The sequence below is a fragment of the Cupriavidus sp. USMAA2-4 genome (assembly GCF_001854305.1).
GTDB classification, from domain to species: domain Bacteria; phylum Pseudomonadota; class Gammaproteobacteria; order Burkholderiales; family Burkholderiaceae; genus Cupriavidus; species Cupriavidus malaysiensis.
Window position 1 is genome coordinate 909,921 of record NZ_CP017749.1, and the last position, 18,367, is coordinate 928,287.

13 protein-coding genes and 1 pseudogene are annotated in these 18,367 nt (G+C 70.3%); 4 read left to right on the forward strand and 10 right to left on the reverse strand.

Translation table 11 applies throughout. The features are described 5' to 3' along the window. Window positions 1–206 precede the first annotated feature (206 nt). Window positions 207–2,000 carry a methyl-accepting chemotaxis protein gene (locus BKK79_RS24155; RefSeq protein WP_071039078.1) on the forward strand — a complete coding sequence of 598 codons (1,794 nt, stop codon included), beginning with the start codon at window positions 207–209 and terminating at the stop codon, window positions 1,998–2,000. 141 nt (window positions 2,001–2,141) lie between these two features. Here BKK79_RS24155 and metC read toward each other — a convergent pair whose 3' ends face one another. From metC to BKK79_RS24175, 4 genes are all read right to left on the reverse strand, one after another. After that, entirely contained in the window at window positions 2,142–3,404 is a 1,263-nt protein-coding gene (gene metC, locus BKK79_RS24160) for a cystathionine beta-lyase (protein ID WP_083384368.1), read from the reverse strand. Between the two features lie 122 nt (window positions 3,405–3,526). Next, a complete protein-coding gene (locus BKK79_RS24165; RefSeq protein WP_335582941.1) occupies window positions 3,527–4,744 on the reverse strand; it encodes a Bug family tripartite tricarboxylate transporter substrate binding protein in 1,218 nt (405 codons plus the stop codon). 271 nt (window positions 4,745–5,015) lie between these two features. Then, window positions 5,016–6,644, reverse strand: a complete 1,629-nt coding sequence (locus tag BKK79_RS24170; protein WP_071039079.1) for a rhodanese-like domain-containing protein — start codon at window positions 6,642–6,644, stop codon at window positions 5,016–5,018. A 239-nt stretch (window positions 6,645–6,883) separates the two neighbouring features. Beyond that, window positions 6,884–7,471, reverse strand: a complete 588-nt coding sequence (locus BKK79_RS24175; RefSeq protein WP_071039080.1) for a cysteine dioxygenase family protein — start codon at window positions 7,469–7,471, stop codon at window positions 6,884–6,886. Between the two features lie 127 nt (window positions 7,472–7,598). Here BKK79_RS24175 and BKK79_RS24180 point away from each other — a divergent pair, with 127 nt between their 5' ends. Next, window positions 7,599–8,465 (forward strand): LysR substrate-binding domain-containing protein, encoded by an 867-nt coding sequence (locus BKK79_RS24180; RefSeq protein WP_071018004.1) that lies wholly within the window; start codon window positions 7,599–7,601, stop codon window positions 8,463–8,465. A 107-nt stretch (window positions 8,466–8,572) separates the two neighbouring features. On the opposite strand, the gene BKK79_RS24185 is transcribed toward BKK79_RS24180, so the two are convergent. From BKK79_RS24185 to BKK79_RS24195, 3 genes are all read right to left on the reverse strand, one after another. Beyond that, window positions 8,573–9,583 (reverse strand): Bug family tripartite tricarboxylate transporter substrate binding protein, encoded by a 1,011-nt coding sequence (locus BKK79_RS24185; RefSeq protein ID WP_071018002.1) that lies wholly within the window; start codon window positions 9,581–9,583, stop codon window positions 8,573–8,575. Window positions 9,584–9,741: 158 nt separating this feature from the next. Further along, the gene (locus tag BKK79_RS24190; protein ID WP_071018000.1) at window positions 9,742–11,151 is read right to left on the reverse strand and encodes an amidase family protein; all 1,410 of its coding nucleotides are present in this window, start codon (window positions 11,149–11,151) and stop codon (window positions 9,742–9,744) included. Between the two features lie 192 nt (window positions 11,152–11,343). Next, on the reverse strand, window positions 11,344–12,126 hold the full coding sequence (locus BKK79_RS24195) for a FadR/GntR family transcriptional regulator (RefSeq protein ID WP_071039081.1): 783 nt from the start codon (window positions 12,124–12,126) through the stop codon (window positions 11,344–11,346). Between the two features lie 220 nt (window positions 12,127–12,346). Between BKK79_RS24195 and BKK79_RS24200 the strand changes: the two genes are divergently transcribed. After that, window positions 12,347–13,021 (forward strand): TetR/AcrR family transcriptional regulator, encoded by a 675-nt coding sequence (locus BKK79_RS24200; protein ID WP_071039082.1) that lies wholly within the window; start codon window positions 12,347–12,349, stop codon window positions 13,019–13,021. A 47-nt stretch (window positions 13,022–13,068) separates the two neighbouring features. Then, window positions 13,069–13,206, forward strand: a pseudogene (locus tag BKK79_RS41640) (MFS transporter); the annotation flags it as partial. Between the two features lie 32 nt (window positions 13,207–13,238). On the opposite strand, the gene BKK79_RS24205 reads toward BKK79_RS41640, so the two are convergent. The 3 genes from BKK79_RS24205 to BKK79_RS24215 are packed head-to-tail and all read right to left on the reverse strand — an operon-like array spanning window position 13,239 to window position 18,242. Further along, the gene (locus BKK79_RS24205; protein WP_232346437.1) at window positions 13,239–14,681 is read right to left on the reverse strand and encodes a TolC family protein; all 1,443 of its coding nucleotides are present in this window, start codon (window positions 14,679–14,681) and stop codon (window positions 13,239–13,241) included. A gap of 22 nt (window positions 14,682–14,703) precedes the next feature. After that, entirely contained in the window at window positions 14,704–16,047 is a 1,344-nt protein-coding gene (locus tag BKK79_RS24210; protein WP_071039084.1) for an HlyD family type I secretion periplasmic adaptor subunit, read from the reverse strand. Continuing rightward, window positions 16,044–18,242 carry a type I secretion system permease/ATPase gene (locus BKK79_RS24215; protein WP_071039085.1) on the reverse strand — a complete coding sequence of 733 codons (2,199 nt, stop codon included), beginning with the start codon at window positions 18,240–18,242 and terminating at the stop codon, window positions 16,044–16,046. The genes BKK79_RS24210 and BKK79_RS24215 overlap by 4 nt, the downstream gene beginning before the upstream one ends. Window positions 18,243–18,367 lie beyond the last annotated feature (125 nt).

An 18,367-nucleotide genomic window follows, 5' to 3' on the forward strand; every position in this document is an offset into this window, starting at 1 on the left:
ACACGAATGCGGCGAGAACGCCGCAATCGCGGCACCGCTTGCCGGAAATTGCCACGGCACCCCGCATCCGCCGTAAATCCCGCCACCACCCGACCGTTAACCGATGACGACCCTCGCCGCGCAACGCGGCCCGGATCGTCCGCGGGCAGGCCCGTCCGCCCCGCCATCGACAGGACATCGACAGGACATCGACAGGAGCATCCCCCATGAAGATCCGCGACATGAAGATCGGAACACGCCTTGCCTTCGGCTTCGCGGTCATCCTGGCACTGCTGGTCCTGAACACCGCGTTCAGCGTCTACCGCATGCGCGAACTCTCGCAGCAGACGCGCGCCATGATGAGCGAGCCGCTCGCCAAGGAACGGCTGGTGGCCGACTGGACCTCGCTGGTCGCGGTCGGCATCGTGCGCACCTCGGCCATCGCGCGCAGCAGCGATCCCGCGCTGGCGGGCTTCTTCGCGGAGCAGACCAAGGCCTCCTCGGCACGCGGCGCCGCGCTGATGAAACAGATCGAAGCGCAGGCCGACGAGACCGACAAGCCGGTGCTGCGCCAGGCCGCCGAGGTGCGCCAGGCCTACATCGCCGCGCGCGACGAGATCATGAAGATCAAGGGCAGCGCCAGCGAGGCCGAGATCGAGCGCCTGATGCAGGAGCGCTACCTGCCCAGCGCGAAGGGCTACGAAGAGGCGCTGCGCTCGCTGCTGGACCTGCAGCGGCAATCGATCAACGCCACCGCGCAGCGCATCGACGCGCTGGCCGAACGCACCCGCACGGTGCTGATCGTCACGGCGGCGCTGGTGGCGGCCTTCGCCATCGGCTTCGCCTGGTGGCTGACGGTGGGTATCACGCAACCGATGCGGCACGCGGTGCAGGCGGCCCAGCGCGTCGCGCAGGGCGACCTCTCCGGCCAGGCCGGCGCGCAGGGCGGGCCCTATGCGCGCGACGAGTCGGGCCAGCTGCTGCAGGCGCTGGCCGAGATGCGCGGCAGCCTGAACGGCATCGTGCACGAAGTGCATCGCGGCACGCAGACCATCGGCGGGGCCTCCCGGCAGATCGCCGCCGGCAACCTGGACCTGTCCTCGCGCACCGAGCAGCAGGCCAGTTCGCTGCAGGAGACCGCGGCGTCGATGGAGGAACTGACCTCCACGGTGCGGCAGAACGCCGACAACGCGCGCCAGGCCAACCAGCTCGCCGTGTCCGCCTCGGCCGTCGCCAACCACGGCGGCGAGGTGGTGGCGCGCGTGGTGCAGACCATGGAGTCGATCCACACCTCGTCGCACAAGATCGTCGAGATCATCGGCGTGATCGAAGGCATCGCCTTCCAGACCAATATCCTGGCGCTCAATGCCGCGGTGGAAGCCGCCCGCGCCGGCGAACAGGGCCGCGGCTTCGCCGTGGTGGCCGGCGAAGTGCGCGCGCTGGCGCAGCGCTCGGCCAGCGCGGCCAAGGAGATCAAGAGCCTGATCGACGCCTCGGTGGCGCAGGTCGGCGAAGGCAGCGCGCTGGTCGGCCAGGCCGGCAGCACCATGGCCGAGATCGTCGAGAGCGTGAAGCGCGTCACCGACATCATGGGCGAAATCACCGCCGCCACCCAGGAACAGACCACCGGCATCGAGCAGGTCAACCAGGCCATCACGCAGATCGACGAGACCACGCAGCAGAACGCCGCCCTGGTGGAACAGGCCTCGGCCGCCACCCAGGCGCTGGAAGATCAGGCACGCCTGCTGCTGCAGGCGGTCGGCACCTTCCGGCTGGACGCGGGCGCTGGCATCGATGCCGCGCCGCCGGCGTCCGCGCAGCCAGTACAAGCCGCCCGCGCCGGCAAACCCGAGGCCGGCGCGGGCGCCACGCAGGGCACGGCGCCGCGCTCCCGCCGCCAGCCGGCGCGTCCGGCCCGGCTGCCGGCGCAGCGCCTGGAGCCGGCGATGGCACAGCCGCAACGGCAGGCCGCGGCGGCGCGCGCGACCGCGGCATCGTCGGACGATTGGGAGCAGTTCTGAGCCGCGCTTCGCCGCGCGACGGACCCGCTCAGCGCATCGCTTCCACCTCCACCTGGGAGCGCGGTATCCCGGTCGACGGCGACGGATCGCCGGCGAAAGGCTCGCAGCCGGCCTGGCGGCCGTCCTCGACGAGCCAGCCAGTCATCGATGATGCCCGTCTTCGTTCTCCATGCAGGCCGCCGGCACGGCGCCGGCCGACGATCGTTGCGGTACGCACGGTGCATGCGGCACACCATCGCCGAGCGCGGCGAAACCGCGCGCCAGGTCGGTGATCAGGTCCTCCACGCCTTCCAGTCCGATATGCAGGCGGACCAGCGGCGTGCTGCCGGACCAGTCGCCGACCGAGCGCGCGCGGGCCATGTCGGCCACCGTGGCCAGGCTCTCGAAGCCGCCCCAGCTGGCGCCGATGCCGAACAGCGACAGGCTGTCGACGAAGCGCTCGGCCGCGGCCAGGCCGCCGCTGCGCAGCGCGAACGACAGCAGGCCGTTGGTGCCGCGGCAGTCGCGCCGCCACAGCGCGTGGCCGGGGTCGCCGGGCAGCGCCGGGCAGTACACGCGCGCCACCTCGGGCCGCGCCTGCAGCCACTGCGCCACCGCCAGCGCGCCGGCCTGGTGCTGGGCCAGGCGCGCGCCCAGCGAGCGCATGCCGCGCTGCACCAGGTAGGCATCGTCGGCGCTGACCGCCATGCCGAAGGCGTCGGCCAGCGCGGCCAGCCGCGGCCAGGCGGCCTCGGTGGTGCAGACGGTGCCCATCATCACGTCGGAATGGCCGCCCAGGTACTTGGTGGCGGCCATCAGCGAGATATCGGCCCCCAGCGCGAGCGGCTGGTACAGCAGGCCTGAACCCCAGGTGTTGTCGGCCGCCACCAGCGCGCCGTGCGCGTGCGCCAATGCGGCGATGGCGGGCAGGTCGCACATCTCGTAGGCCAGCGAGCCCGGCGCTTCCACGTAGACCAGCCGCGTCTCGGGCCGCAGGCGGCGCGCGAGGTCGCTGCCGTCGGCGGCATAGAAGCCGGCCGTCACGCCATGCTCGCGCAGGAAGCCGCCGGCCAGGTTGCGCACCGGCTCGTAGACGCAGTCGGGCAGCAGCACGTGCTCGCCGGGACGCAGGCAGGCAAGCAAGGTCATGGCGGCGGCGGCCAGGCCGCTGGGAAAGAGGCGGGTGCGGTAGCCGCCTTCGAGCTCGGTGACCATGTCCTCGAGCGCGAAGGCGGTGGGATTGCCGCGCGCGCCGTAGGTGAAAAGGCGTTCGCTGGCGCGGCGCGCGCGCATCTCGCGCATCTCGGCGGTGGAGGCGAACAGCACCGTGCTGGCGCGGACCACCGGCGGGTTGACCGGCTGCCCGCCCGGCACGTCGGCATGGCGGCCGGCGCGGGCAAGGCGGGTCGGAAGGGTGTGCTTCATGGTTGGCCTTCGGAATGGACGGGCGGAAGTGGTGGGCGGAGGCGGCCGGCGCAAGTGCGGACAGGCGGGGCGCGGCGCGGCCCCGGCGATCGCCTCGCAAGGGCCGTGCCGCCGCGGGGTCTTCAATCCAGGTGCGCGCCCGACAGCTTGACGATCTGCGACCAGCGCGAGATATCGCTCTTGAGCTGCGCGCCGAAGGCCTCGGGCGAACTGGCCACCACGTCGCTGCCGCCTTCGTTGATCTGGCGCACCACGTCGGGCTGGTGCAACACCTGCACCAGCGCGCGGTTCAGGTGCGCCACGCGCTCCGGCGGCGTGCCGGCGGGCACGAAGATGCCGTACCAGTCCTCGAAACGCAGGTTGCGGTAGCCCAGTTCCTCCAGCGTCGGCACCCTGGCGAACACGCCCAGCCGGCGCGGGCTGGTCACTGCCAGCGCGCGCATGCGCCCGGCCTGCACGAAGCCGGCCACCGACGAGGTGGAGGTGATCAGCACGTTCACCTGGCCGCCCAGCAGGTCGTTGATAGCCGGGCCCGCCCCCTTGTAGGGCACGTGCTGCAGCGAGACGCCGGCATCCTTGTCCAGCACCACGCCGACCAGGTGCGACAGCGTGCCGTTGCCCGGCGTGGCAAAGGTGATGCGCTGCGGCTGCGCCTTGGCCTGTGCGGCCAGTTCGGCGAAGGTCTGCCAGGGGGCGTTGGCCGCCACCACGATGGCCAGCGGCGCGGCGTTGATCTGCGTGACGGGCTTGAACTGCTTGACAGGATCGAAGCCCGGCGCGGCGTACAGCGTCGGGTTGACCGCCATCACCGAGACCTGCGAGGTCAGCAGGGTGTAGCCGTCGGCCTTGGACTCGGCCACCGAGCGCGTGCCGATATTGCCGCCGGCACCGCCGCGGTTGTCGACCACCGCCGACTGCCCCAGCACCTCGGCCAGGCGGCTGGAGACGATGCGCGAGACGGCATCGTTGCCGCCGCCCGCCGGGAATGGCGAGACGATGCGCAACGGCTGCGCCGGGTAACCGCTCACCGGTGGCAGCGGCGCCAGCGGCTGCGCGACCGCGGCCAGCGCCACGCTGCCGGCGGCGCCGCACGCCCCGGCCAGCGCCACCAGGCGCGCCAGCGCGGTGCGCGCACGGCGCCGGCCCGACTGGCAGTGCGCGGGCGGGCCGCCGGACCCGGGGGTATGCAGCGGCGCGCGCAGGGACAGCGGCCGCGCGGCGAGCACGTGCGGCGCCGGCTTCCGGGCGGGCTTCCGGGCGGGCGTCAGGGCGGGCTTCAGGGCCGACGACAGCGCGCGCAGCAAGCGGGCGGAACGGCCTGGCGAGGGAAAGCGGAACATGAGACCTCCTGGGGGCGGATGGGTGAGTCCTGGCAAGGCGCGGGCCAAGGCCCGGCCGCGTGTCTGCACCTTCGAGCAAGGCGGGGAATCGTGGCCGCGCGACTCTGTCCGGCCCGGCGCGTCCGGCGTTGCCACGAGGGCGACGGCGCGGACAGCGGGCTCGGCCTGGCGGGGTCGCTTGCGGCGGTTCATGTCAGGCGGGTGGCGGGTAGCGGATGGATGCCGGGTCGACGGCCGGTGGATCGCAGGACGAAGGCCGGACGGCGGTGGTTCAGGCCGCCGGCAGGAAGCGGAACAGCGCCAGTTCCTGCGCATCGAGCTGGGCCACCAGCCCGGTTTCCCAGGCCAGGTAGCGGCGCGCCGCCTCCTTGTTGCCGTCATGCCGGTCGTGCACGAAGAACAGGAAGTCGATGCAGCGCGCGTCGGGCAGTGCCTCCGGTGCGCCGTTGCCGCGCCGCAGCGGCAGGCCGGCGGCCTCCCAGGCCTCGATGCCGCCGGCCAGGCGGCGCACGTCGCCATAGCCGAGCGCGGCGAGGTCGGCCGCCGCCAGCGCGGCGAGGTCGGCCTCGCCCACGATCACCAGCGTGGTGTCGCGCGGCACGCCGGCCAGGTCGGCCGCCAGGCGCGGCCGGATCGACCACAGGCTGCCCGGCACGCGCGCGGCGCGGAAGGCCATGCCGGGGCGCAGGTCGAGCGCGGCCATCTGCTGCGCGGCGAGGCCGTCGCGCAGCTCGCCCGGCGCCACCTCGGCCAGTGCGCTGCCGGCACCGGTGGCCAGCGGTGCCGGCGCCGCCAGTCCGGCGGCGCGTCCGGTCTCGAGGCCGCCCGCCAGCACCACCGCGTCGTGGCCCATCTGGCGCAGCCAGCTCGCCACCACCAGCGCGCGCACGCCTTCCGCGTCGAACAGCACCAGGCGCGCGCGGCGCACGCCGAGATACTGGTCGGTGGCCTGGATCAGCTGGCCGCCGGGCGTGTGCTGCGCGCCGGGCAGCGAACCGGCGGCGAATTCCTCGGGCGTGCGCACGTCGCACAGGAAGGTGCTGCGGTCCGCATCGGCCAGCCATTGCGCGGCGGTGGCGGCATCGATGCGCGGCACGCCGGCGCGACCGGCCAGCGCCTCGGCGGCTTGCCGCGCGGCCTCCTGCCCGGCCGGCCGGGTGTGCTCGGGATAGTGGGCGGTGCCGCCATGCTCCAGCGTGAAATCGTTCAGGTACCAGCCCTGCGTGCCGTTCTCCAGCGCGTAGACCGGGTTGGGCACGCCGAGGTTGATCAGGGTCTGCGCGCCGATGATGCTGCGCGTGCGGCCGGCGCAGTTGATCACGATCGGCGTGGACGGATCGGGCACCAGGTCGCGCAGGCGCCAGGCCAGCTCGCCGTTGGGGCAGCAGCGCGCGCCGGGAATGTTCATCTTGCGGAATTCGCCGAGCGGACGGCCGTCGAGCACCACCGGCGCTGCCGCGCCCGCCTGCAGCGCGGCCAGCTCGGCGGCGCTGACGCGCGGCGTGCCGTAGTGGTGCTCGGCCAGCTCGCCGAAGGTCTTGGACGGCACGTTGACGCCGGCGAACAGCACGTAGCCGGCAGCCTGCCAGGCGGGCACGCCCCCGGCCAGCGTGAAGACGCGGCGGTAGCCCAGGGCCGCCGCGGCGCGCGCGGCCAGCGCGGCCACGCCGTCGCCGTCGTCGGCCAGCACGATGCGCGTGGCCAGGCTGGGCGCGAGGCGGCCGAGGTCGAGCTCGAAGCGGCTGTAGGGCAGCGGCACGGCGAGGAAGGGATGGCCCTCGCCGTACTGGCCGTGCTCGCGCACGTCGAACAAGGCGATCTCCTCGTCGTCGTGCAGCCAGGCCTTCAGGGTGCGGGCATCGATGGATTCCGTCGCGGGGCGGTTAGCGGGCGTGGACATAGGGTGTGTCGGGCAAGGTTCGGGCAGGTCGCCGGCCAGCACGAGAGGGACGACGCTGGAGGCAACCGGCAGAAAACAGGCAAGAAAGCAGGCAAAAGGAGAAAAAACGGGCAAAAGCGGGCCCCGCCTCTCCGCGCGGGGAGGCTCGATCCGCCAAGGTCCGATCAGGCGTGTGGCGATGGCGGCGGCGTGCCGGCACGGCAGTCCGTGCCGGCACGCCGCTCAGGCGCGCGGCAGGTTCAGCGCCGCGTCTGCACGCCGACCTGCATCACCTGGCAGGTGCCTTGCTCCAGGTCGAAGCTGAGGCGCTCGGTCAGCGTCTCCAGCGCGCGGCCGTACATATGCAGGTGGCGGATGACGTCGTCGCCGCGGATCTCCACCGAGTGGATGTCGTCCGGCAGCAGGGCGATGCCGGTGCCGGGACCGACCTCGACGGTATGCGAGTGCGCCAGCGTGCCGAAGCCGGGACGGCTGCCGTCGTCGGTGCGCCGGTAGACGTCGTTGTATTCGATGCCGCTGACCCCGGCCACGCAGGCCCAGGTGGTGTGGTTGTGCGGCGGGATGCGCTTGCCGGGGCGCATCACGTTCAGGTAGAGCGCGTAGGTCTGGTCGGGATCCTCGGCGATCAGGTAGCGCGCCTGGCGCTCGCCCGCCTCGGGCGGCGGATAGTCGCCCTCCGACCACAGTTCGGGCCGCGCGGCGAGGTCCTGCACGCGCGTCAGCACCTGGGCCAGCGCGGGACGCGTGACGCCCTCCGTCTCTACAATATTCCTGATGGATTGAAGGGTCTCATCCACCGTCGACTTGCGTTGCTGTGCCACCGACATGTCTCTAGAATCCTTATAGGGATATGATTTTTTCGTGCGATTTTTCGCATCGGTCATCTCACTGTAAAGAAATCCCTGTGGCGATACCACTTAGCCACCCAAGAAAATCCATTAGCAAACCTGATGAATGGAAACCTTCGATCTTGATCTGCTGCGCACCCTGGTGACCATCGCCGACTGCGAGACATTCGGCGCCGCCGCGGTCAAGCTCGACCGCACCCAGTCGGCGGTCACGCAGCAGATGCAGCGGCTGGAGGAGCAACTCGGCCTGAACCTGTTCGAGCGCCAGGGCCGCAACAAGCAGCTCAGCCGGCATGGCGACAAGCTATTGGAATACGCGCGCCAGTTGCTGGCACTCAACGACGAGGCGCTGCGGGTGATGCGCGAGGGTGACCTGACCGGCTCGCTGCGCATCGGCGCGCCGCACGACGTGGCCGATACGCTGCTGCCGGGCCTGCTGTCGCATATCGCGCGCGCCTCGCCCGCACTGCGGCTGGAGATCCACGTGGGACGCAGCCCCTTCCTGATGGAATCGCTGCGCCGCGGCGAGATCGACCTGACCCTGTCGACGCGCGAGGACAGCGCGCTGGACGGCTTCCCGCTGCGCACCTCGCCCACCATCTGGGTCTGCGCGGCGGACTTCGCCTACGAACGCGGCGCACCGGTGCCGCTGATCCTGGCCGACGAACCCAGCCTGTTCCGCCGGCTGGCGCTGGACGCGCTCAAGGAAAGCGGTGTGCCGTGGCGCGCGGCCTACCTCGCGCCCAGCCTGATCGGCATCAAGGCCGCCATCCGCGCAGGGCTGGGCGTGACCGCGCGCAGCATCGACCTGCTGGGCGCCGACATGCGGGTGCTGGGGGACAAGGACGGGCTGCCGCGCTTGCCCGACGTGACCTACTACCTGTGGGCGCGGCCGAACGCGGTCAATCCGGTGGCGCGCCAGGTGTTCCTGATGCTCAAGGCGACGCTGCAGCGGGGGCTGGGGGCAGGCTGAAGCAGCGACGCTGCGGTGCGATGGCACTGCGGCGGCGGGCCATGCACCCAGCCGCCGCCCATGCCGCCCGCGCTGCTTGTGTCACGCTGGCTTCGGTCGCCCTCGACTCAATCGCCCTTGAAGCCGGATGCCTTGATGACCGGGCCCCAGCGTTCCGACACGCCGCTGACATAGCGCGCCACCTCCTCGGGCGAGGAACCGGCCAGCAGGTCGTAGCCGGTACGCTCCAGCTTGTCGCGCACATCGCCCATCGCCAGCGCCTTGCGCACCGACTGCTGCCACTGCCCCAGCACAGCGGGCGGCGTGGCGGCCGGCGCATAGAGCAGGTAGCGCGAGGCGGCCACCAGCTCCGGATAGCCGGCCTCGGCAAAGGTGGGCACGGCTGGCAGCGCGTCGGCGCGCCGCTCGCCGGCCACGGCCAGCACGCGCAGCTTGCCGGCGCGATGGTATTCGACGAAGGTGGTGGTGGCATCCATGCCGGCGGCGATCTGCTTGCCCAGCACCTCGGTGACCAGCGGGCTGCCGCCACGGTAGGGCACGATGGTGCTGCCGGTGCGCGCACGCGCGACGAACTCGGTGGCGAGGAAATGCAGCAGCGTGCCGACCGTGCTGATGCCGATCGAGTGAGCCTTCGGCTCGGCCCGCGCGGCCTGCACGAACTGCGCCAGCGTCTTGTAGGGCGCGTCGGCCGGCACCGCCAGGCCGAACTGCACACCCGCCACGTCGGTGATCGCGGTGAAGTCGGTGGCCGGCTGGTAGCGCAGGTTGCTGTAGATCAGCGGCGCGATCACCATGGTGTCGACCGGCGTCAGCAGGACCGTGCCGCCGTCGGCCGGCGCGTGCTTGAGCGCCTCGGCGGCGACGCGGGTGCCGGCGCCGGGCCGGTTGTCGACCAGCACGGTGCGCCCCAGCGTGTCCTTCAGCTTCTCGGCCAGCAGGCGCCCCATGAAGTCCGCCGGGCCGCCCGGCGGGAAAGGTACGATGATGCGCGCCACCGACTGGGCACTCGTGGCGCTGGCGGCGCGCGGCAACGCTGCGCCGGCACAGAGCGCGGCGGCGCCGGCCAGCCAGGCGCGCCGCGAATAGCGGGACGCGCCCGCGTGGTTGTCGTCTTGCATGTCTCCTCCTGGTTGCTGCCTGTGTTTTCGCCAGGCTAGTGGTCGTACGGCTTGTTGTCCTGCTGCGCGGCGGCGCACCGCGCGGCGTCGCACCGCATGCCGTGGCCCGGCGCGCTGCGACCGTCCGGGACGGCGCGCGGCGCGGCGCCCGCCGCCGTTCAGCGCGCGCTGAACGGCAGGAAGCCTGCCGCCCGCTCGATGACTTCGCCGGCGCGCAGCAGCAGGTCTTCGCGGAAGCGCCACGCCACCAGTTGCACCCCCATCGGCACACCACCGGCCAGGCCGGTGGGCACCGACAGGCCCGGCACGCCCAGGCCGGCGGTGGCCAGCAGCGGGCTCTGCGCCGCCACCAGCGCGCGCATGTCTTCCACGCTGCCGGTATCCATGTCCTGCCGCACCGGGCGCTGCCACGACACCGGCATCAGCACCAGCGGATAGCGCTCGAAGAACACCGCCCACTGGCGCGCCAGCGTCTGGCGGCGCGCCAGGCCGTCGAGGAAACCGTCGCGGTCGGTTTCGGCCATGCCTTCCATCATGTTGTGCAGGCTGCGGCGGATGGCCTCGTCGCCGTGCTCGCGCACGCCCGCGACGACGCTGCGGCGCGCGTCGTCGGTGGTCAGGGTGCGCCACAGTTCGGCGGCCTCGAGGAAGCCGGGCAAGGCGGCCTCCTCGACCACGTAGCCGGCCGCCTGCAGCCAGCCCGCGGCCTGATCGAGTGCCGCGCTCACGGCGGGATCGACGGCAATGCCCGGGCAGTGCCGGAACAGCGCCACGCGCAGCGGGCCCGCCGGCAGCGGCAGTTCCAGCGGCACCGGTACCCATGACGGATCGCGCGCATCATGGCCGGCCATGGCGTGGAAGCCCAGGCGCAGGTCACCCACGCTGCGCGCCAGCGGCCCTTGCACCGACATCAGTTGCGGCGTGATGCTGCGCTCGGCGGTGGCACTCGGGTTGTAGGCGGGGACGCGGCCCACGGTCGGACGCAGGCCGGCCACGCCGCAGGCATAGGCCGGATAGCGGATCGAGCCGCCGATGTCGTTGCCATGCGCGAGCGCGCCCATGCCGGTGGCCACCGCGGCAGCCGCGCCGCCGCTGGAGCCGCCGGGGGTGACGGCTGGGTCCCAGGGATTGAGCGTGCGTCCGTGCAGGCCGTTGTCGGTGAACCAGCGCCACGAATAGGTCGGCGTATTGCTGCGCCCGACGATGATGGCGCCGGCGGCACGCCATTGCGCCACCAGCGGCGCATCCTCGCGCGCGATGTGGTCGCGCAGCGGGATCACGCCGTTGCTGGTGGCATGGCCGGCCTGGTCGACGTTGATCTTGATGGTGACCGGCACGCCGTGCAGCGGGCCCAGCGCGGCGCCCGCGGCGCGCGCGCGGTCGGCGGCATCGGCGCTGGCCAGTGCCGCGTCGGCCAGCACCTCGGTGAGCGCGTTGACGCGCGGATTGCATTGCGCGATGCGCTCCAGCACGCTGGCGGTGACTTCGCGGCAGGACACATCGCCATGGCGGACGGCCGCCGCGACTTCGGCGGCGCTCAGGGACCACAGTGCAGCTTGGGCAGGCATGGTGCAGGACTCCACAAGTTGAGGGTGAGGGCAAAAGCTATCCCCGCCGCCCGCTTGCGGAAGAAGCGGGCGGTCCAGGCAGCGTCAGGCAGCGTCAGGCAACCGTCAGGCAACGATCAGGCAGCTGTCAGGCAGCGGGGCGGAACCCGGCGCGCGGCTGGCCGCGCGCCGGCGGAAACAGTGGCAGCGCGCTCAGTCGCCTGGCTCGGCGCCGGTCAGCAGGCCGGCGCGGTCCATGCGCGCCTCGGCCTCCAGCGCCAGCGCCTCCGCGCATGCCATGTGCTCGCGCATCAGCTCGCGTGCGCGCGCCGCGTCGCGCGCACGGAAGGCGTCCATCAGCCCGGTGTGGCTGTGCAGGACGTCCTCGTCGAAGCGGTCGAAGCCATCCTGCGCGTGGCGCACGATGATGACGCGGCGGATGATGTCGTTGAGCAGGCGGCAGAACAGTGCCAGCATCGGGCTGTCGCAGGCGTCGGCGAGGCGGTCGTGGAACAGCAGGTCGGCCTCGCGCCGCGCGTTCCAGTCGGCGCTGCCGCCGTGCGCCGGATGGCTGAGGCCGATCAGCGCCTCCAGTTCCACCAGGTCGGCCTCGCTCAGCCGGGTCGCCACGTTCGCGGCCAGTTCGGGCTCAACGGCGCGCCGCAGCGCGTACAGCGTCCTGATGTCGACCGGCTGGAAGTAGAGATAGCTGGACACCGCATCCAGGCAGCGCTCATAGGAGGGCGGCGTCAAGGTGGCGCCGCCGTTGGGCCCGGTGCTGACCGACACCAGGCCCTGCACCTGCAGCGCGGCCAGCGCCTCGCGCACGGTACCGCGCGAAACGCCGAGCTGCTCGATCAGCGCCGCTTCCTGCGGCAGCCGGTCGCCGGCCTGCTGCTCGGTATCGACGATCCAGCGCTTGATGCCGGCCACCACCTGGTCCGAGCGCTTGATGCGCTTGCCGGCGGGGAGCGGGGGCTTGGGAGGAAGGCTCATCGGCTTCGGTCTATTTATGATGATAAATAGGATAAATAGCACCGGGCATCGATTCGATCCAGTGAGGGTGTTCCCTTAGCCGGCGGCGCGGCTGCTCTTCGCCGCCCCGTTGCTCCGCAGCCCCACCACTAGCGCGAAGCATTGACCTTGCATTGCGTATCGATCGATATAGTATTTTCTATATCGAACGCCACAAAACAGTGCATGCGCTGCCGCCCTCATGCCAAGACCCCGCGAATTCAACGAAGCCGATGTGCTCGACGCCGCCACCGACGCGTTCTGGGCACACGGCTACGAAGCCACCTCGACGCGCGACCTGGTGCGCGAGACCGGCCTGACCCAGCCGAGCCTGTACAACGCCTTCGGCGACAAGCGCGCGCTGTTCCGGCGCGTGCTGGAGCATTACCTGGAGCGCTCGCTGCGCGAGCGCATGGCGCACCTCGAAGCGGCGCACGCACCGGCCGAGGCGATCGCGGCCTTCTTCGGCGAGACCGTCGAGCGCTCGCTGAACGATCCGCTGCGGCGCGGCTGCCTGCTGGTCAACTCGGCGCTCGAGGCGCGGCCCGAGGACGCCGACCTGAGCGCCGCCATCGCGCAGGAGATCGGGCAGATCGAGGCCTTCTTCGTACGTTGCCTGCGCGCCGCCCAGGCCCGCGGCACGCTGCCGGCGGCCACCCCGCCCGAAACCGGCGCCGCCCACCTGCTGGCCGTGCTGCTGGGCGTGCGGGTGCTGGCGCGGACACGGCCGGAGCGCACCTTGATCGCGACCGCCGCGGCAAGCGCGCTGCGCCTGCTCGGCCTGCCGCCGATGCCTCCCATGCCACCGATTGCGCCGGCCGACGTCGATGACGGCGTCGCGCCATCCTCGCCGCGCGACTCGCCGCGCCACCGTTAGGTGCCTGCGTGCCGTGCCGGGACCTACCGGACGCGGCGCCCCACGTTGTGATCCCCGCCACCCTCGCCATCCTGGCCGGCTTCAGCGCCAGCCCGCTGGCCCTCGGTCTGGCCCGTTTCGCCTACACGTCGCTGATCCAGGCGCACCGGTTCACCGCCGCGCAGGCCGTCACGCTGGGCGCGGCCAACTTCGCCGGCTACCTCGTCAGCCGAACTGCTCAGCGTTTCCCACGGACATCCTTGAGGCCAACCGTCCCCGCATTCGCCAGCAATCGAAGCCGCGCGGAGCGCCACTCGGCGAATGCACGTACCCGCTCCTGTTCCGCATCCGCAAGTGCCGCTTGGACACTGAGCATGTCGAGGATATCGACAATGCCCCTGTCATATTTCCGCCGCACGTTCTCCAAGGCGGCCTGGGCCGCCTCGATCAGCCGTCTGGACGACTCCAGGTTCCGCAGGGCCGCCGTGGCATCGGCGTGGGCCTTGAGCACGTCGCCAAGCACCTGGTTCCGGATATCGCGAAGTTCGGCGGCCTTGACTTCGATCTGCGCCTGCGCGCCACGCACCTTGTAGGTGCGCGCAAAACCCTCGAACAACGGAAAGTTGACAGTGAAGCCGACCACCGACTCCTTGGACTGCGTCGCCGACAGCCCTTGATTGGGACGGCCGTTGAGGTAATGGCTTTGCGTGAAGTCCAGTGTGGGCAGTCCCTCCGAGCGAACCACCGTCAATCTTTCCCGGGCCGATGCCAATTGCGCACGCGCGGCCACCAAGGCCGGATGTTGGTCTTGCGCCAGCGCCAGCCAGCTTGCCAGGTCCTGTCGCAGGGTCTGCTCTGCATCCACGTAGTCCGGCGCCAGCACCAGGCCCTGCACCCCCGGTGCGGATGCCGGCAAGCCCAGAGCGACCACCAGCGCGGCCAGGGACTTCTCGTAAGCGCCAAGCGCACGGCCGCTGTCCAGCTCCGCCTTGGCCATGGCCGTCATGGCTTGCAAGGTATCCGACTGCGCGCCTGCCCCACGCGCCTCGCGTTTCCTGGCGGTTTCCCATATCCGCTGCGCCAAGGCTGCGCTCTTGTCCTTGGACTCCCGGTTGGCCTTGGCCGTTTGCGCATCGAAGTACGCACCGATCACGTTGGCCAAGGTCCTTTGCAGCGCCGCATCGTGGCTGGCCAACGCGGCTTCCAGCAGCGCATCGGCCAAGCGGCGGTTGGCGCCGCGCCCGCCGAAGTCCAGCAGCCGCCAAGTCAGCGTGGCGTAGCGCGACTCGCTGCTACGCTCCGACGTCACCGCGAACTGCGACTCGGGATACCTGGTCTTCTGGTCCAACCGGCTCATGCCCACACTGACCGTGGGCAGGTAGGCGGCACGCGCCTCCCCGACCTGGGCCGCCTGGACCTTGATCGCCGCCCACGCGCTTTGTACCTGCGGGTTGTGGCACAAGGCCAGGTCGACCGCATCCGACAGGGTCAGCGGCCGGTCATAGCCGTGGCCACCACCATCGCAAGCAGGGACCTGCACATCGTCCGGCAGCGTCTTGCCGGCTTGGATCTGCGGCGGGCTGGCCAGCAGCGGGTCGACCCAGGGCGTAGTCGCCAGGTCCGCCCAATCGCGCGCGTGAGCGCCCCCGGTAATCGATATCGCTGCGATCCATGCCAGCACCACGCCTTGCCGGATCCCGCCGCTAACGCTCACGCAGTGCCTCCCGCTGGTGCCTCACCAGGGGCGAAAGCACATACTCGATCACGCGGCGCGTGCCGGTCCTGATCTCCACATTGACAGACATGCCCGCGGACAAGGGCAGCGCCTTGCCCTCGACATCCATGCTGTGCTTATCCAACGCGATCCTGGCGGCGTAGATCAGGCCCTGCTTGTCGTCCTGGATAGCATCTTGCGATACGTGCGTGACCTTGGCCGCTACGGTGCCGTATTTCGTGTAGTCGAACGCATCGATCTTCACCTCGGCGTCCTGCCCGACCCGCACGAAACCCACGTCTTTGTTTTCCAGGAAAGCCTCCACCTCGATGCGGTGTTCCCTGGGAACGATCTGCATCAGGGGTTGCGCGGCAGGAACCACGCCGCCCACCGTATGCACGGCCAATTGCTGCACCGTGCCGTCCACCGGCGCGATCAGCCTCGACAGCCTGCTGTGCTCGCCGGCGCGGCGCTTGTCCTGCTCCCCGGCGGCCACGATCTTTTGGCCATCCGTCATGGCGTCGTGGGCTTCCTTGCGGACCTGGGCAAGCAGGGCGGCACGCTGGTGCTTCGCATCGAGCCACTGGCCTTCCAGGTCGACCCTGGCCTGCTCCTTCTCCAGCCACGCATGGCGCGACACGGCATGGCCCGGCAGCAAGGCCTTGAAGTCGTCGGCCCGCTGCGCGGCCAACGGCAAGGCGGCGCCGTAGCGGGCGATTTCGCCATCGAGCCGCTTCAGCCTGGCGCGGAAATCGCGATACTGGCCATCGAGATGCCGTCTGGCAGCTTCCCATTGGGCAGGCGTTACTCCGGGCACTGCGCCCAGTCGCGGGGGATTGAGTGTCTCCACCGAATCGATGAGGGCCTGCGAACGAGCCACCTGCAGTTTCGCTTGGGCTACGGCATCGGCAGCCTTGTCGTGCTCGGCGTCGCTGCTGCTGGAATCGAGCTCGATCAGCACATCACCGGCGCGCACTGCCTGGCCTTCGGTCACATATAAGGCCCGCACGCTCGCCACGTCCACCGCCCCGATCGTTTTGGTGCGCGCGGAAGGGATGACCTTTCCCGCTGCGTTCACGATGATGTCTACCCGGCCGAAGATGGCCCACAGAACGGCGAACGCCACCAGGGCCATCAGAACCCGCCCCGTCCAACGCAAGGTCGGCGAGCCCGGCGCCTCTTGCAGCGCGAGCCCGGCGGGCAAGAACTCCGCTTCCTGCTTGTTGAAGAAATCGGTGCGCACGGTGTGGCGCAGGCGCCAGCAATGGGAGAACACGACGCCATAGCGCCGCACCAGATCGCCCCAGGCTTGCAGTCGGTGGCGCACGCTCATGGTGTTCCTCCGGCCGGGGCGCCGCCGGCTTGGGGCCGCTGGGCGGTCTGCAGGCGATACAAGTGGCTGTAGATGCCTTGCGCGTCCCGCAGCAGCTCGTCATGGCTGCCGACCTCCGCCACCTGTCCCCGCTCCATCACCACGATGCGGTTGGCGTCGCGCACCGCGCTCAGCCGGTGCGCGATGATGAGCACCGTGCGTCCGGCGCAGATCCGCCGCATATTGTCCTGGATGATCTTCTCCGACTCATAGTCCAGGGCGCTGGTAGCCTCGTCGAAAATCAGGATGCGCGGGTTCGCGATCAAGGCGCGGGCGATGGCGATGCGCTGGCGTTGGCCCCCTGACAAGCCCGTGCCATGCTCCCCCACCAGCGTGTCATACCCTTCCGGCAGCTCGCAGATAAACGCGTGCGCGCCCGCCAGCGTGGCGGCGGCGATGATGTCCTCGATGGGCAGCGAGGGGTCGGAGAGCGCGATATTGTCCCGGATCGAGCGCGAGAACAGCATGTTCTCCTGCAGCACCACGCCGATCTGCTGGCGCAGCGAAGCGGTATCGATGATGGCGATGTCCTGGCCGTCGATGGTGACCCGCCCGCGATCCGGTACATACAGGCGCTGGACCAGCTTGGTCAGCGTGCTCTTGCCGGAACCCGAGCGTCCGACGATGCCGATGACTTCGCCCGGCGCCACCTTCAACGCCACCGAGCGGATCACGTCCGGCGCATCGGGCCGGTAGCGGAACGACACCTGGTCGAACTCGATGGCACCCGACACGCGCGGAATGCGCGTCTTGTTGCCAGCCACCTCGGTGCGGGCATTCAGGATATCGCCCAGGCGGCTCATGGAAATGCCCACCTGCTGGAAATCGTTCCACAGCTGCGCCAGCCGCAGGATCGGCGCCGACACCTGTCCGGCCAGCATATTGAAGGCCACCAGTTCCCCGACGGTCATCTTGTTGTCCACCACCAGCAAGGCACCCAGCCACATGATGCCCGCCGTGACCAGCTTGCTGACCAGGCTCACGCCGCCACTGGCCACCAGGGCGACGTTGGTGGTGGACAGCCCCGCCGATACATAAGCCGCGAGCTGCTTGTCCCACCGTTGCTGCCAGCGCGGCTCCACCGCCATCGCCTTGACGGTATCCATGCCACTCAGCGTCTCCACCAGGAACGACTGGTTCTCGGCGCCCTTGTTGAATTTGTCGTTGAGCCTGGCCCGCAGGATCGGCGTGAAGACCAAAGACAGCAGCAGATACACGGGAATGGAGCCGGCCACGATCGCGGTAAGCGTCGGGCTGTACCACAGCATCACCGCCAGGAACACAAACGAGAAGACGATGTCCAGCACCAGGGTCATGGCGTTGCTGGTCAGGAACGCGCGGATGTTCTCCAGCTCCCTGATGCGCGCCACTGAGTCGCCCACCCGCCGCGCCTGAAAATAGCTGACCGGCAAGCTCAAGAGGTGTCCGAACAGCCAGGTGCCCAGCTCCACATCGATCTTGCTGCTGGCGTTGGCGAATACTGCCGTGCGAATTCCCGTCAACACCGCCTCGAACAGCGTGGCCGCGATCAGGCCGATAGCGATCACGTTGAGGGTCTTCATGGCATGGTTGACCAGGACCTTGTCCATCACCACCTGGAAGAACATCGGCGTGATCAGGCCAAGGACCTGCAGCACCAGCGAGATCAGCAGCACTTCGCCCAAGGTCTTGCGGTGCTTGACCACTGCGGGGATGAACCAGGTGAAATCGAACTTACCCATCTCCCCCGCAAAGCTGGCCTTGCTGGTGAAGAAGATAAGTTCCCCCGTCCACTGCGCCCTGAAGCGGTCCATGGCGAGAACCTCGGTGGCTTGCCCGGGGCGCTGGATCAGCACGCGGGCGGGATCCTGCGCGGTATCCACCTTGCCCAGCACGAAATAGTCTCCTGCCCGGTCGACGCCGATGGCAGGCAATGGCACCCGGTCGAGGCGGGCGGGATCCTGCTGCACCTGCCTGGCCTTCATCCCCAGTTTCCTGGCAGCCAGCAGGATCGTCTGCGTCGTGAAGGGGCCGCGTCCGTACTGGTGCTGCAATTGCGCGACGTCGGCGGCGATGCCGTGAAGCCTGCTCATGAGCATCAGGCATTGCAGCGCTGTATCGATGGCGGACGGCCCGCCGGGCCCGGTCGCAAAAGCGGGTCTGGTTGTGCTGGTCACGGGGCTGGAAGGGAAGATCTGGGGTCGGAGATACGGCTCACCGGCGAAGGCGAGCCGTACAAGAAAAAGAGGGCCGTGCCAGACGGCGCGCCTTCGCGCGACCGCCTCGCATCGACTTTGGCGCG